Origin of the sequence: Rhizobium sp. CG5 (genome assembly GCF_023701945.1) — a bacterium.
GTDB lineage: Bacteria > Pseudomonadota > Alphaproteobacteria > Rhizobiales > Rhizobiaceae > Allorhizobium.
This window is the reverse complement of the sequence record NZ_JABAEF010000015.1, coordinates 13916-29917: the sequence shown is the minus strand read 5'-3', so window position 1 is coordinate 29917 and position 16002 is coordinate 13916. Positions and strand designations below refer to the sequence as shown.

Sequence of the window (16002 nt, the reverse complement as noted above, 5' to 3'; positions counted from 1 at the left end):
CCAGGCCTCTTTCGCGCTTCGCTGGAGGGCAGCAGAGCTGTGCCATTTTTTAAGAAAGAACCGCCCGTGAACGGGAGAAATAGATGAGTAAAAGACAAATAACGGTCGTAGGGGGCGGGCTTGTCGGAGCGGCGATCGCCTATGGCGCGGCGCGGCGTGGCCTGCGCGTTCGCGTACTGGATCAGGGCGATGCCGCCTTTAGGGCGTCGCGCGGTAATTTCGGTCTCGTATGGCTGTCGAGTAAGGGGGGAAGTATGCCGCAATACGCCCGCTGGACCCGTGATGCGGTTGGGCTCTGGCCGCAACTTCATGCGGAACTGCTGGAACTCACCGGGGTCGATTCGGGCCTGCAGCAGAATGGCGGTTTTTGGCTCGGCTTCAGCGAAAAGGAAGTAAAGGCCCGCGCCGACCTCCTGGAAAAGATCGATCGGCAGGTCGGCAATGTACCCTACCAGATGATGAGCCCCTCAGAGCTGAAGGATTACCTTCCGGGACTGGGTCCCACGGTGATTGGTGGAAGCTTCGGCGCTCACGACGGGCATGCAAACCCTCTGATGCTGCTACGAGCGCTTCATGCAGGGCTTCAAATGAAGGGGGCCGATGTGATTACCGGCGCCGACGTCGTCGAATTGCAGCACGACGCAGGAAGCGAACAGTTCACGATCAGGGCCAGCGATGGGCAGAGCTGGAAAAGTGACAGGCTTATTCTGGCGGCAGGCCTGGGGATATCGAAGCTTGCGGATCAGTTGGGCATCTTGGCACCCGTCACGACGACCCGCGGTCAGGTCCTAATCACCGAGCGGCTCAAGCCCTTTCTGCATTATCCCACAAACAAGGCGCGGCAGACCGCCGAAGGCTCCGTTCAGATCGGGTCGACCTCGGAGGATGTGGGCTTCGATGACAGCACGACCACAGACAAGATCGAAGGGCTTGCCCGCCGCGCGGTCGCTACCTTTCCGGCTCTTGGAAAAGCCAAGCTCGTGCGGGCCTGGGGCGCTTTGCGGCCGCTAACACCGGACGGCTATCCGATCTACCAAAGTTCGGCGCAATACCCCGGCGCCTATGTGGCTATCTGTCATAGCGGTGTCACTTTGGCTGCAGCGCATGCCTATGTGGTCGGCCCCTGGATGAGCGGGCTGATGGAAGCTCCGCCGGGCTTTGAAACGTTCCAAAGTGATCGCTTCCTGGATCCCAATGCGAGTTTTTCTCATGACCACTGAGCCCCTCTTTTCCATTGCAATACAGCGCAACACGCCAATGGTGACGATCACATTCGAAGGCCAGAGAATGATTGTTCCAGAGGGCATCAACGTCGCCGCCGCTCTGCTGACAGGAGGCGCACGTGACTTCCGATCCAGCATCGTAGGCCAGGCCCCCCGGGCTCCATATTGCATGATGGGCGTGTGCTTCGAGTGCCTGGTCGAAATCGACGGCATCCCCGGACGGCAGAGCTGCCTCATCCAGGTTCGCGACGGGATGCAAATCAAGCGTCAGCTCGGTGCATCCGCGCTGGAGGGTGAAAGTGTTGGAGAGTATCATGAGTGAGGCCACGGTAGATCTTGTCATCATCGGTTCCGGCCCTGCCGGAATGGCTGCGGCATGCGAAGCACGAGCACACGGTCTTTCGGTCCTTCTGCTCGACGAGCAATCGTCTGTTGGGGGACAGATATATCGCCGTATCGAGGAGGCGCCTGCCGACATTTTAGACGTGCTAGGGAAAGACTACGCGGCCGGGCAAAGACTAGCGATGGAGTTCCGCGAAAGCGGCGCGGGCTATCTCGGCGGCGCCGTTGTCTGGAACGTAACCACAACGGGCGTCGTAGATTATGTCGCCAACGGCCATGCCGACGAAGTCGCCGGCAAGTTCGTGCTGCTTGCCAGCGGCGCCATGGAACGGCCTTTTCCGGTGAAGGGCTGGACCCTTCCGGGAGTCATGTCGGCGGGCGCCGGCCAGATCATGCTGAAGGGCGCAGGCGCGCTTCCCACCGAACCCGTCGTGCTGGCGGGCTGCGGGCCTCTCCTTTATCTCCTTGCGTGGCAATATCTACGCGCCGGCGTCACCATCCGCGCATTGGTCGATACGACGCCACAGTCGGCTTATGTCAGAGCCGCACGCCACGTGATCGGCGCCGCGAGAGGCTGGCGGGAGTTGCTCAAGGGCATCAAGCTTCTCTCCGTCATCAAGCGTCGTGGCGTGAAGGTCTATTCCGGCGCAACTGAGCTTTCGATCGAGGGCGAGACGCTCGCTGAGGGTATCGCTTTCGTACACCACGGCAAGAAGATGCGCGTACCGGCCTCTCTGGTGCTTCTGCACCAGGGGGTGGTTCCAAACACTCAACTCACTTGGTCAACGGGGGCGGAGCACCGTTGGGATGACGATCAGCTCTGCTGGCAACCGGTCACGGACGAAGCTGGACGAGTGGGCAATACGTCGGTCTATGTTGCCGGGGACAGCCGAGGGATCGTCGGCGCCAATGCTTCGGCGGTTCAGGGCCGCCTTGCTGCCCTCGCTATCGCGCAACATCTGGGAACCACACGCGATGCGGTACGGCGCTCATCGGGACTGAGGCGCGAACTTCAACGCTACACACATTTGCGGCCGTTCCTGAACACGCTCTATCGGCCCCTGGACGAGAACCGGATTCCTACTGACGAGGTGCTCGTCTGCCGATGTGAGGAAGTCACGGCCGGACAGATACGCCGGTATGTCGAACTAGGCTGTCTCGGACCTAATCAAACCAAGGCGTTCGGCCGTTGCGGAATGGGACCGTGCCAAGGGAGACTCTGCGGGCTGACCGTCACAGAGGTGATCGCCGAAGCGCGCCATGTCGAACCGTCGGAGATTGGCTATTACCGCATCCGGCCGCCAATTAAGCCGATCATGCTCGGCGATTTTGTCGGCTGAGCCACTGGTTTGGAAAACAATCACATCCAACGAAGAAAGAGAATATTCCATGAGCAATATCGTCCGCATCGAGACTGACAAGCGTCGCAGCCGCGCCGTGGTCTACAACGGCATGGTCTTTGTTGGCGGCATGACCGCCGACGACCGGAGCCAGGATATAAAGGGCCAGACGAAGCAGACCCTCGCCAAGATCGAAGAATTCCTCGCACAGGCTGGCACGGACAAGAGCCGCGTGCTCACGGCGCAGATCTGGATCAAGGACCTGGCACGCGATTTCGACGGAATGAATGAAGTCTGGAACGCCTGGACCGCACCGAATTCGGCTCCAACGCGGGCGACCGCCCAATGCGAAATGGGTGCGCCGGACGTTCTGGTCGAAATCATCATTACCGCAGCGGTAGCTGATGGAGCTCGCCATGGTAACGGCTGAATCCTTCTACAGCAAAGTCCGGTCGGAACTGGAAGGTATCCGCGATGCGGGATTGTACAAGTCCGAGCGGATCATCACGACCCCGCAAGGCAGCAGAATCAATACTTCGGGCAGAGATGGGGTCATCAACCTCTGCGCCAACAATTATCTCGGCCTGTCCTCTCATCCCAAGGTTCTCCTCGCCGCAAGCCAAGCACTATCCGACCGTGGATTTGGCTTGAGCTCGGTCCGCTTCATATGCGGTACGCAGGACGCCCATAAAGAACTCGAGCGCCGTCTGTCGATCTTTCTCGGCATGGAGGATACGATCCTCTATGGCTCCGCGTTCGATGCCAATGGTGGCCTGTTCGAAACCCTTCTAGGTGCAGAGGATGCGGTTATCAGCGACGAGCTTAACCACGCATCGATCATCGATGGGGTTCGGCTTAGCAAAGCCAAGCGGTTTCGCTACAGGCACAACGACATGGCCGACCTCCGTGCCCAGCTCGAGGCGGCGAATGCGGCTGGCGCAAGGTTCAAACTTGTCTTTACCGACGGCGTCTTCTCAATGGATGGGACAATAGCCCAGCTCGATAAGATCCGCGGAATCTGCGATGAGTTCGGGGCATTACTGGGAATAGACGAATGCCATGCCAGCGGATTTCTCGGCAAGACCGGCCGCGGCTCGCATGAATTTCGCGGCGTATTCGGCCAGATTGACATTATCACCGGTACCTTGGGCAAAGCACTGGGCGGCGCTTCCGGCGGGTTCACAAGTGCCAAAAAGGAGGTGGTCGAGCTTTTGCGGCAGCGCTCTCGTCCCTACCTTTTTTCGAACACCGTTGCACCGTCGATCGTTGGAGCATCCCTCGAAGTCCTCGACATCCTCGAAAGCGATACCTCTTTACGAGACAAGTTGGAGGCGAACGCAAAGTTCTTCCGTCGCGGTCTGGAGAAGCTGAGCTTCGACGTCAAGCCAGGCGACCATCCGATTGTTCCCGTCATGGTCTACGATGCCCGCAAGGCACAAGAACTATCCGCCCGCCTCCTGGATTTGGGTGTCTATGTGATCGGCTTTTTTTATCCTGTCGTGCCGAAAGGGCAGGCGCGCATCCGCGTGCAACTAAGCGCCGCCCATAGCGAGCAGGACCTTTCAGAGGCTTTGTCCGCATTTGAGACCGCCGGAAAGGAGCTGGAGATCATCCAATGACCACTGCACCCAAAATCCTGATCATCGGCGCAAATGGCCAGCTTGGCACTGAACTTGCGGAAGCGCTCGGCAATCGGTTCGGGCCGGATCGAGTCATGACCAGCGACGTCATGTCCGAAGGACGGCATTCCCATATCGCGCACGAACAACTCGACGTGACGAGCATGGATCAGTTGAAAGCCATCGTCGAGGGGCACGGCATTTCTCAGATTTATCATCTGGCTGCGGCGCTGTCCGCAACAGGCGAAAGGCAGCCGGAATGGGCATGGAACCTGAACATGTGCGGCCTGCTAAACGTCCTCGAAGTGGCGCGCCAGAACAAGCTCGATAAAGTTTTTTGGCCAAGTTCGATTGCCGCATTCGGTCCCACTACGCCGAAACGCAAAAGCCCACAAAGCACAATCATGGAGCCAACGACCGTTTATGGCATATCGAAATTGGCGGGCGAAGGGTGGTGCCGGTGGTACTTCGAAAATCACGGTGTGGATGTTCGAAGCATTCGCTATCCAGGTCTGATCTCCTATAAGGTTGCGCCTGGCGGAGGCACCACCGATTACGCGATCGATATCTTCCGTTCGGCAATCAGGCAGGAAACATATACTTGCTTCCTGAAGGAGGACGAACCTCTCCCGATGATGTACATGGAAGATGCCGTCAGGGCGACCATGGAACTGATGGAAGCTCCTGCCGAGCGCATAAGCAAACGCAGTGGCTATAACCTAGCCGGCGTAAGCTTTACACCCCGCGAGATTGCGGCCGAAATCAAGCGCCAGGTTCCATCGTTCAAAATCGAATACAAGCCGGATTTCCGACAAGCTATCGCGGAAGGGTGGCCGAACTCGATCGACGACAACGCCGCCAAACGCGACTGGCTATGGAAGCCGGCATTCGGGCTTTCCGAGATCGTCACCGACATGTTGAAAAATCTTGCCCATCTGAAGAGCGATCCAGCTGTTTCCGCCTCGGCGTAAGCTCGCCGCCTCCATACAGGCACTTCGGTTCCGTCCCCTTAAAAATGGAATTATCGATGGCGCATATCATTGTCATTGGAGCTGGCATTTCAGGCGTGACCTCGGCATACGCACTGATCGAGCTTGGCCACCAAGTGACGGTTCTTGACCGCAACCTTTATCCCGCGATGGAGACTTCTTTTGCGAATGGTGGTCAGCTTTCCGCGTGTAACGCGGAGGTATGGAACAGTACTTCGACGATTGCGAAGGGCGTCAGGTGGATGTTGTCGAAAGATGCACCACTTCTGCTCAATCCCACGCCGACGTTCCACAAATATTCCTGGCTTGCTGAATTCACCGGCGCCATTCGGAATTACCGCGAGAATACGTTGACCACCGTCAGGCTCGCACTGGAATCACGAAAGCATCTATTTCGGATCGCGGAAGCGGAAAACATCGAGTTCGACCTCGAGGAGCGTGGAATCTTGCATTTCTACCACGACAGCAAATCATACGCGGTCGCGAGCAAGGCCAATAATCTGTTGGTTGAAGGAGGCCTCGAGAGGTATCCCGTCACCAACGCCGAGATCAACAAGATCGAGCCGTCGCTGAGGGGAGAATATTTCGGCGGATTTTATACCCCCTCTGACTCGACCGGCGATATTCACAAGTTCACACGTGGTCTAGCCAACGCTTGTGAACGCCGTAGCGTAAAATTTGTCCACGGAGTCTCGGTAACGGCCATCAAGACAAGGGATCGGGCTGAGGTCTATTATCAGCAGGAGGGGCAAAACGGCACAGTAGACTACCTACATGGCGACGCAATCGTCGTTTGTGCCGGCGTCGGAAGTCGAGCGCTCGCTAGAATGGCTGGAGACCGCCTCAACATATATCCGGTTAAAGGATATTCGATTACCGTTCATCTAGACGACGCTGACAGCATTAAGGGCGCTCCCTGGGTCAGCCTACTGGATGAAAGCGCCAAGATCGTAACCAGCCGCCTGGGTCGTGATCGCTTCAGAGTGGCCGGCACTGCGGAGTTCAACGGCTACAATCGCGATATTCGCGCCGACCGGATAGAACCGCTTGTGGATTGGACGCGAAAAAACTTTGAGATCAACACGTCTAGAGTCACGCCCTGGGCGGGACTTCGTCCCATGATGCCAGATATGTTGCCACAAGTTCGACAGGGAAAAAACCCACGGGTATTTTATAATACGGGACACGGCCATCTCGGTTGGACCCTATCAGCTGCAACGGCTCCAAAGCTGACAGGTTTGGTGGAACATTCACTCATCAAAAACAACTCATAGATGACCAACCTAGTGACAAGTCAAAGTTCCATAAGATGCGTTATGCAATCTATGGTTGATTTTTGAGCACATATTATAATAAACGTCGAGGGGCTCTCGTGACCTGTTCCACCTGACCACCAAAAACGGAGTGAAAAAATGCAGCACTGGCTGGACAAGCTGACCGATCTTGCGGCGATACACGGCGATGAAAGCATCCTCACGCAGGGCCTTTCCGACCTGACCCAACATTTCGGCTTCGCCGGCTACGCCTATCTGCATATCCAGCACAAGCATATCATCGCAGTTACCAATTATCATCGCGAGTGGCGGTCGACGTATTTCGAGAAGAAATTCGACAAGCTCGATCCGGTCGTCAAACGCGCGAAGTCCAGGAAGCACGTCTTCGCGTGGTCCGGCGAACAGGATCGCGCGAGGCTATCGAGAGAAGAGCGTGCGTTCTACGCACATGCTGCCGATTTCGGCATCCGCTCCGGGGTCACCGTTCCGATCAAAACTGCCAACGGCTCGATGTCGATGTTCACTTTAGCGTCGGAAAGGCCAGCAATCGATCTCGACCGTGAGATCGACCCGGTCGCAGCGGCCGCCGCCGTCGGACAGCTCCATGCCCGCATCTCGTTCCTTCAAACAACTCCGACCGTGGAAGATGCCGCCTGGCCCGATCCGAAAGAGGCGACCTATCTCAATGGATCGCTGCCGGCATGTTGATGGAGGAGATTGCTGACGTCGAGGGCATCAAATGCAACAGCGTCCGTGCCAAGCTTCGCGAGCCTATAAAGCGCTTCGATGTCCGGAGCAAGGCCCATCTCACCGCGCTCGCGATTCGTAGAAAGCTGAACTGAGAGACGGTGGCCGACCCCGCTCGATCTGTTGGCGCACCAGGCTTGACCCAAAAAACGGATCAGTTCGTGGCCATCTTGGGAACGTACCCGAGAACCCCTACGAGCGTGTTGACGGCGCTCATCTGTGCATGCTTCACGCCCATACCATCTCCGTTGCCCATCCGATTATGGACCAGAGCGGGCTCCTTATTGAAAGTAGGTTACGGGATGCGGGTTAGAGACAACTTTTCAGTCGCTCGATCGGCGACGCCATTGACGCCATAATTGATGTTCGTTGAGAACAACGCGAACACCCAAAAACACCAATCGTAAATGTCTCAAAGCGGCTTACTTGCCGACTTTTCACCAATTGCGCTGCGGGCAGGCAGATCTGCCGCATAGTTCTTGAGTTCTGAAATAAGATGCTTAACGAATTCTTCGACAATTTTAGGTCTGGTCCTGTGCTTTGGAAGTGCTACAGCAATTTCGTAGGGTAAAACTGGCGTGAACGGCTTGTGGACCAACGTGCTGCCGCCAACGTTCGACAGGAATGGATTGATGATCCCAACGCCGAACCCCTGCGCCACAAGTTCGCAAATGCTCGCCGCCGTAGAGGCCTCTATTCGTCTTATGACTGAAACTCCTGCCGTCAAGAGCGCGGCATCGGTACGGATCCGCAACGGGTTTTCGCGGTGAAGCGAAATCAGTTCTTCCCCCTGAAGGTCCTCGACGCTTATCTGGTCTCGCGAAGCCAGTGGATGATCGGCGTGCATCACGCAAACAGCCGCAAACGGCGGCAGCTTAATCAGGTTGACCGACTGGCTTTCCGCCCTCCATTGCACCAGCCCCACATCCACCTTGAATGTGCTGATCAAACGCAGCGTCGTGCTGGAGTTTCCGACCTCAAGCGCGAAGGACACATTCGGCCGGTCGCTCAGGAAATCGCCGATAATCTTGTTCAACAGTCCAAACGACAGGCCTGACATAGCAGCGAGCGATATCCGACCGATTCCGGAGTTCCGGATCCCGTCCGCCGCATCACCAATGTTGTCGAGTCCGATATGCCAGTGTTCTACATGCTCGAGGAACAACCTGGCTTCGGTCGTTGGAATTACCCGGTTATTCAACCGTTCGAACAGACGGAAGCCAAGCGTTTTCTCAAGATCGAAGATCAGACGGCTGACTGCCGGCTGTGTTATACCCATCGCTTTTGCTGCCGCCGACATACCACCAGCCTCGATGACGGCGAGGAACGCTTTTAATTGCTTGGGCTGAAGCTGCATGTAGTCCAAAGATCCTTATTCATTGAAACGCTCATAATGCAGCCGACAATCGCACCTGAGCAAGCTCCTATGACCAGTTGCGAGGTACCTCCCCTCACTACCCATTGAAAATCACTCCCGGAATTTTAGCATAACATTTGAACATGGCGACATAGCCTTGTGTAGGCTTGAGAAGTTTCGATTTCGGATGAGAATGTTTTTTAGACATATCCGACCCCTGCACAAAAATATTGCGTTGCAGCGTGCGAGTCTTCCCATCCGACCGGATCCGACTTCCGGCCATGATATCGTAAGGATCAGATTTCGTGAGAGAGAGATTAAATTCAGCGCCAAGTGAGATGATCAGAAAACATCTGATCGACCCTCGCCTGCTCGGCAACCTTGAACCCGACTTCGTACAGATGTCGAGGATCAACAAGGCGCATGTGGTCATGCTGGTGGAGACCGGCGTTCTATCGTCCTCTGACGGATCAACGCTGCTGGGAGGTATTGCATGGTTAGACCGACAGGGCGTCGATGCCATCGAGCTGGACGCGGAGCGCGAGGATCTTTACTTCAACCTCGAACATGCCCTAATCGGCAAAATTGGCGCAGAAATTGGTGGGCGCCTGCACACCGCGCGCAGCCGCAACGATCTCTATGCCACCATACAGCGTATGAAGGTGCGCGGTTACAGCATTACGATGTCACACCTTTTGCTCGACGCGATCACTGACATCGTCGCGCTGGCCGGTCGCGAGCTCGATACTGTGATGACTGGCTATACCCATCTTCAGCCTGGCCAGCCGATAACTGCCGGCCACTATCTCTCGGCCATTTCCCAAGCGCTTCTGCGTGACGCGCAGCGGCTGATCGATGGTTATCCCCGCATCAACCTGTCGCCGCTTGGAGCCTGCGCTTTGGCGACGACGACATACCCAATCGACCGCGATCGCACAGCAGCTTTGCTGGGCTTTGACGGACTGGTGGAGAACTCACTTGATGCAGTTGCGTCACGTGACTACGTGCCGGAACTCCTGTTCGGTTTCGCAATGGTGGCAACCACCATCAGCCGGTTCAGCGCCGATCTGCATATATGGTACACGCCCGAGTTCAGTTTTATCGGCATCGACGACGCGATCGCCGGCACGAGCAGCATTATGCCCCAGAAAAAGAACCCAAGTCCGATCGAACATCTGAAAGCGAAAGCCAGCCATCTCTACGGCGCGCTAGCCGGCTCGTTAGCAGCCCAACGCGGTGCAGCCTACAGCCACGGGAGAGAAGTTGGAAGCGAAAGCACCGCTGGACTGGGTGAAGCCCTAAAGCAGACGGAGGCAATCCTCGAGCTGACCAGCGCTGTTGTGCGCGGACTACAGTTCCGACGCGATACACTTATGGACAAGGCGTCGGCCAACTACTCGACATTGACGGAACTCGCCGATTCCTATGTGACCACGCATGGGCTTTCCTTCCGCGCTGCACACCAAATCACTGGCCTGCTCGTCCGCGAATGCCATGAACGCGGCTTGCGTGGCACGGCTGACATCACGCCGGACCTGGTTAACGGTATTGCAGCTGAGGTGCTGGGCCGCGCTTCCGACATATCGGAAAATGAACTCCGCGAATCTCTCGACCCGGCAAGAAGCGTCGCCCGTCGGCGCGTGAAGGGTGGGCCTGCACGGGATTGCGTGGCATCGATGCTTGAGGATCAAAAACGCCTTCTCGCCGACCTGCGCAAGCTCTTGACGGAACGCCAAACCCAGCTCGACCAAGCTGACGAAAACCTTGAGCACGCCGTCCGGATCAACCCGATGAAACATGTCGCGTGACGACAAGAACTGTCGAACCAACCGCAAGAGAGGTGCAGCACTATGGTAAGTTATATTTTTCGGCGCCTTGTCATGCTGATACCCATGCTGCTTGGGGTCTCGGTTGCCGTATTCCTTGTGCTCCACCTAATTCCCGGCGACCCTGCCCGGATGGCGGCTGGGCCAGATGCGACTGAAGCCGATGTGCAGCAGATAAGGGTCAATTATGGTCTCGATAGACCTTTGACCCACCAATACGGCATCTATCTCAGCAAACTGCTTCAGGGCGACCTGGGGGAATCGTTTCAGACCCTTGGTCCGGTCACCGAAGGCATTGCCAGGACGTTCCCGGCAACGCTCGAGCTGACCATTGCCGGTATGCTGATTGCAGTTCTGGTCGGCGTCCCACTCGGAATCTTTTCGGCTCTTAATCCGTCCGGCCCGGCCGATCGCTTTGTGACTGGCATAGCCGTCCTGGGGATATCCATGCCCGGATTTTTCCTCGGGCTGATGCTGATGCTGGTCTTTGCTTCCATGCTCGGCTGGCTTCCGCCGACCGGCCGCGGAACTTGGGCCCACTTGGTACTCCCGAGCCTGACCCTTGGATTGCCCTATGTCGCCACGTTCGCACGGCTCACTCGCTCCAGCATGCTCGAGGTGCTGACAGAGGACTTTATACGCACCGCCCGCGCCAAAGGACTTTCGTGGTGGAAAGTAACCTATCGCCATGCACTGCGAAATGCGTCGATTCCGATCGTCACCGTACTCGGCTTGGATTTTAGCCGGCTTCTAGGTGGAGCGGCGATCGTCGAAACGGTTTTCGCCTGGCCCGGCATGGGTCGTTACATGGTCGAGGCGATCATGGTGCGAGACATCTACGTCATCCAAGGGACAATTCTCGTCTTCGCCGCCGCTGTCGTCATCATCAACCTATTTGTGGACGTGATCTATGGCATTCTCGACCCCCGCATCTCCTATGCATAAGCATAAAAAGTCCCAAGGGCTGTTCGGATATTTGATCGGCCGGAAAAACTACGTCGCTATCGCAGCGATTGCGGTTGCTGCCGTGTTTGTGCTGGCTGCCCTTTTTGCTCCCTGGCTTTACGATTGGGACGCAACGACCCGGGTTTCCCTGAGTACCGTACTTCTTTCACCGAGTGCAGCCTATCCGCTAGGGACTGATGAAGTTGGTAGAGACATGCTGGCGCGCGTGGTCTGGGGAGCGCGCATCACGCTTGTCGTCGCCTTGGTCAGCGTCGCAATCGCAATGGTGATCGGCGTTGTGATCGGACTGCTCTGCGGCTACTACGAGAATTGGTTTACAAGCCTCGTCATGCGGTTCATCGACGGAATGATAGCATTTCCCCGCACGCTGCTGGCCATTATCATCGTCACGATATTCGGACCTGGCATTCTCAGCCTGACGCTCGCAATCGGTATATCGACGATACCGGCCAACGTCCGCCTCTTTAGAGGACCGGTGCTCGCGCTAAAGCGTCGCCAGTTTACGACAGCGGCAAAATCGCTTGGAGCAAGGGATTCAAGTATTCTTTTTTCCCACATTCTTCCCAACACCATGTCCCTGATCATCATTCAGAGCACTCTGTCTCTCGCAGAAGCGATCCTTATCGGCTCGGGTCTGAGTTTTCTCGGACTTGGCCCTCAACCGCCAACCCCGGAATGGGGAGCGATGATCGCCGCGTCGCGCGCCCAATTCCCAAGCCATCCGCACGTGATCTTGGCACCCGGCATTGCTCTATTTCTCGTGATCCTGAGCTTCAACATCATCGGGGATGCCTTACGGGACTACATTGACCCACGTTCACGCAAAGCGATGTGACGACACGACTGCCAGCATAATTAACCAGATAAGAAAGAGGGAAACGATGCCAAATATTCTGACATTGACACGCCGGTGCTGCCTGACGCTCAGCATAGCACTGGTTAGCACAACCACCGTGACGACTGCAGCACGGGCGGAATTCGATCTACGCGTGGTTCAGGGGTCGGACGTTGATACGCTAGACCCCGCCGTGGCGCGCAACAGACCGTCTCAGGTCGTTTATGGTCACATTTTCAATAAGCTTGTGCGGTGGAAGGACACAAAACTCAGCGAGATCGTGCCGGATTTGGCAGAATCCTGGAGTAAATCCGCTGACGGTCTGAAGTGGACTTTCAAACTGCGCAAAGGCGTAAAATTTCAGGATGAATCCGAATTCAATGCGGAAGCGGTAAAATTTAACCTCGACCGGATCAACGATCCGGTGCTCGGTTCGCCCAACCGCTCGCTATTTGAGGACATTGCCCAGGTTACCGTCATAGACGACGTAACCGTGGAGATTACCACCAAGAAGCCATCGCCGACGCTGCTTGAGGTCCTGGCGGAACCGTATTCATCGATCAGCAGCCCAGATGCTGTTCGAAAGAGCGGTCGCGCCTATTCGAGAAACCCAGTTGGCACGGGCCCGTACAGCCTGTCGGAGTGGATTCCGGGGCAAAAAGTCGTTCTTAAACGCAACCCAAATTATTTCGATGCGGCCGGAAAGGCAGACACGATTACCTTCCGCCCTGTGCCTGAAGGCAGTGCTCGTGTTATTGAGCTTGAGACGGGAAATGCCGACATCGCTCTGGGTCTCGCACCGGAATCGGCCGACGAAATCAAGCAGCATAAAGCAACTGATCTCGTGGTAGAGCCGAGTTCCTTCCAGATCTCGTTCGACCTTAACGCGACCAAACCTCCCTTCAACGATCCGCGCGTGAGGCAGGCTGTAAACTACGCCATCAATCGTGATGCTCTCATCAAGACGATCCTCCAGAGTTACGGCAAATCGCCGGAGGGGATTTTCCCTGAGGGGGTCCAGGGGCGCGCCAAGCAGACCGCCTATCCTTACGATCTCGAGAAAGCTCGCAGGCTGATTGCGGAAGTCTATCCCAATGGCTTCAAGGAGAAGATCGTCATCTGGACGCCTGCCGGGCGCTACATGAAGGACAAGACCGTTGCCGAAGTCGTGCAGGGCAGCCTCAACGATCTGGGCTTTGAGACCGAGTTCAAGGTTTGGGAATGGGCAAGCTACCAAAAGACGCTTTATCGCCCGGAACCCGGCAAGGGCACGGGCAAGGGTAGCGACGATGCAAATCTGTGGATGCTTGGCACCAGTATCACAAACGCCGATTGGCGCTTGCGTCGGAAACTCTCCAGTAAGAGCGACTCCAATTTGTCGGGTTATAATAATCCCGAAGTCGACTCTCTCCTCGACAAGGCGTCGCGCGATCTCGAATACGCCTCACGTATTAAGACCTACGGTGACATTCAGAACATCGTCTGGAACGACAATCCGTCGGCCCTCGTGCTCTTCGACCAAGTCCAACTCATCGGCGTCGCTAAGGGGCTCAAGGGCCTGCAGGTTTATAGCGACGAAGCCGTTAGGTTCGACCAGGTTACCAAGCCGTAGGCTCTGAACCCTCGCGTGCAAATGAGAGCGTCTGGTGGATCGAGTGATCCGCCAGGCCTCAACAAAGCTGAATGGCATCCGGACCGTTTCGTTCCGACGCCCTATGTTGCGGATAGGAAAGACGATGGACATGGCATATCCCAAGCCCACGGAAACTTTGCTGGAGATTAAGGATCTTCGCATTGATTTTCGCACGCCGGATAGCACGATCGCGGCGGTGCGAGGTATCAGCCTCCAGCTCGGCAGAGGACAAACTCTGGCTCTCGTGGGTGAATCTGGTTCAGGCAAGTCAATCACGGCGCTCTCCATCCTCCAACTCCTTCCATATGCCGTCTCTAATGAGCAGGCCGGGAGCATTTGTTTTGACGGCCGGGAGTTGATGGGCGCTACGGAAAAAGATCTGGAGAAGATCCGAGGCAACAGGATCGCAATGATCTTTCAAGAGCCTATGACCTCTCTCAATCCGCTTCAGACTGTCGAGAAACAGATCGGCGAGGTTCTAGCGATACACAAGAACATTCGCGGCAAAAAGGCACGCGAGCGTATCATCGAACTCCTGACGCTCGTGCGCCTGCCAACTCCCGAAAAGCGGATGAATGCCTATCCACACGAGCTGTCTGGCGGCCAGCGCCAGCGTATAATGATTGCAATGGCGCTTGCGAACGAGCCGGATCTTCTGATCGCGGATGAGCCTACGACGGCTCTCGATGTGACCGTCCAGGCACAAATCCTGGAGTTGCTAGCCAGCCTACAAAAGCGTTTTGGCATGGCGATGCTTCTTATCACTCACGATCTGGGTGTCGTACGCAAGGTCGCTGACCGCGTCTGCGTCATGAACAAAGGAGAGATCGTTGAAACCGGCGATACGGCGGATATTTTCAAGCGTCCGCAACATGCTTATACACGCCAACTCCTCGATTCAGAACCAAAGGGTCAACCCGTTTTCGCCGCTGCTGATGCACCTGTCATCCTCGAAGCGCGAAACATGAAGGTTTGGTTCAATATCAGGGGCGGGTTCCTGCACCGTACGGTCGCCCATGTCAGAGCCGTCGATGGCATTGATCTGAAAGTTAGGCAGGGGCAGACTGTAGGCGTTGTTGGAGAGAGTGGCTCGGGAAAATCCACTCTTGGCGGCGCCATCCTGAGGCTCATCGAGTGTCAGGGCTCAATCAGCTATCACGGCATGGACCTTAGAGCGCTCGGCAAGGAAGAACTGCGAGCCCTCCGGCGGGAAATTCAGGTCGTATTCCAGGATCCTTATGGCTCCCTGAGCCCTCGCAAATCGGTTTCAGACATTATCGGCGAAGGGTTGCGCATCCACGGGATCGGGTCGTCTGCAGCAGAGAGGCAGAGGATGATTGAATCAATTCTTGTCGAAGTCGGGCTTGATCCAAGCGTTCAGGAGCGCTACCCGCATGAGTTTTCTGGGGGTCAACGGCAGCGCATTGCAATTGCACGAGCAATGGTTCTCAAGCCCAAATTTGTTGTTCTCGATGAGCCGACATCTGCTCTCGATATGTCGATACAAGCGCAGATCATCGATTTGCTTCGGGACCTGCAGAGAAAACACAACCTCGCCTATCTGTTTATCAGCCACGATCTCAAGGTGGTAAAGGCGCTTTGCGAAGAAGTCATCGTGATGAAATCCGGCAAAGTCGTTGAACGCGGAAGTGCTAAAGATATCTTCAACGCTCCCCAGGAGCCTTACACAAAAGCTCTTCTCAAGGCTGCGTTCGATGTCGTCGCGGATCCAGCTATAGAAACAATATTTTGAGCGGTACTTTACTCACGTCTTGGCGCTCGTGGCATGTTTTAAATGCGTCATGTAGAGCGCCGCCCATTGCATAGCTGGTACGGGCTAGCCGCTGCGGT

The 16002-nt window shown here is 56.2% G+C and carries 13 protein-coding genes and 1 pseudogene; 13 read left to right on the top strand and 1 reads right to left on the bottom strand.

The genetic code is table 11. From position 1 onward, the window contains the following. The first annotated feature begins 83 nt into the window (after positions 1-83). From HGO38_RS21905 to traR, 8 genes and pseudogenes are all read left to right on the top strand, one after another. Positions 84-1220: an NAD(P)/FAD-dependent oxidoreductase gene (locus HGO38_RS21905; protein WP_250958030.1), complete on the top strand. Its 1137-nt coding sequence runs from the start codon at positions 84-86 to the stop codon at positions 1218-1220. Then, a complete protein-coding gene (locus tag HGO38_RS21900) occupies positions 1210-1545 on the top strand; it encodes a (2Fe-2S)-binding protein (protein WP_250958029.1) in 336 nt (111 codons plus the stop codon). Before HGO38_RS21905 ends, HGO38_RS21900 begins: the two co-directional genes overlap by 11 nt. Continuing rightward, on the top strand, positions 1538-2905 hold the full coding sequence (locus tag HGO38_RS21895) for an NAD(P)/FAD-dependent oxidoreductase (RefSeq protein ID WP_250958028.1): 1368 nt from the start codon (positions 1538-1540) through the stop codon (positions 2903-2905). Before HGO38_RS21900 ends, HGO38_RS21895 begins: the two co-directional genes overlap by 8 nt. 49 nt (positions 2906-2954) lie before the next feature. Next, positions 2955-3335 (top strand): RidA family protein, encoded by a 381-nt coding sequence (locus tag HGO38_RS21890; protein ID WP_250958027.1) that lies wholly within the window; start codon positions 2955-2957, stop codon positions 3333-3335. After that, complete coding sequence (gene kbl / locus HGO38_RS21885) at positions 3322-4524, top strand: glycine C-acetyltransferase (RefSeq protein ID WP_250958026.1); 1203 nt, start codon at positions 3322-3324, stop codon at positions 4522-4524. Before HGO38_RS21890 ends, kbl begins: the two co-directional genes overlap by 14 nt. Continuing rightward, positions 4521-5495: an NAD-dependent epimerase/dehydratase family protein gene (locus tag HGO38_RS21880; protein WP_250958025.1), complete on the top strand. Its 975-nt coding sequence runs from the start codon at positions 4521-4523 to the stop codon at positions 5493-5495. Before kbl ends, HGO38_RS21880 begins: the two co-directional genes overlap by 4 nt. A 56-nt stretch (positions 5496-5551) precedes the next feature. Next, on the top strand, positions 5552-6787 hold the full coding sequence (locus tag HGO38_RS21875; RefSeq protein WP_250958024.1) for a D-amino acid dehydrogenase: 1236 nt from the start codon (positions 5552-5554) through the stop codon (positions 6785-6787). A 138-nt stretch (positions 6788-6925) separates the two neighbouring features. After that, positions 6926-7629, top strand: a pseudogene (gene traR, locus HGO38_RS21870) (autoinducer-binding transcriptional regulator TraR). Between the two features lie 317 nt (positions 7630-7946). Here the strand turns inward: traR and HGO38_RS21860 are convergent. After that, a complete protein-coding gene (locus HGO38_RS21860) occupies positions 7947-8891 on the bottom strand; it encodes a LysR family transcriptional regulator (protein WP_250958023.1) in 945 nt (314 codons plus the stop codon). Between the two features lie 338 nt (positions 8892-9229). Here HGO38_RS21860 and argH point away from each other — a divergent pair, with 338 nt between their 5' ends. The 5 genes from argH (at position 9230) to HGO38_RS21835 (ending at position 15904) form a co-directional block, all read left to right on the top strand. Beyond that, entirely contained in the window at positions 9230-10699 is a 1470-nt protein-coding gene (argH, locus tag HGO38_RS21855; RefSeq protein WP_250958022.1) for an argininosuccinate lyase, read from the top strand. A 42-nt stretch (positions 10700-10741) separates the two neighbouring features. Then, the gene (locus HGO38_RS21850; RefSeq protein ID WP_284739512.1) at positions 10742-11662 is read left to right on the top strand and encodes an ABC transporter permease; all 921 of its coding nucleotides are present in this window, start codon (positions 10742-10744) and stop codon (positions 11660-11662) included. After that, positions 11628-12518 (top strand): ABC transporter permease, encoded by an 891-nt coding sequence (locus tag HGO38_RS21845; protein ID WP_250958020.1) that lies wholly within the window; start codon positions 11628-11630, stop codon positions 12516-12518. Before HGO38_RS21850 ends, HGO38_RS21845 begins: the two co-directional genes overlap by 35 nt. A gap of 46 nt (positions 12519-12564) precedes the next feature. Then, on the top strand, positions 12565-14130 hold the full coding sequence (locus tag HGO38_RS21840; protein ID WP_250958019.1) for an ABC transporter substrate-binding protein: 1566 nt from the start codon (positions 12565-12567) through the stop codon (positions 14128-14130). 124 nt (positions 14131-14254) lie between these two features. Further along, positions 14255-15904, top strand: a complete 1650-nt coding sequence (locus HGO38_RS21835) for an ABC transporter ATP-binding protein (RefSeq protein ID WP_250958018.1) — start codon at positions 14255-14257, stop codon at positions 15902-15904. The last annotated feature ends 98 nt before the right edge of the window (positions 15905-16002 follow it).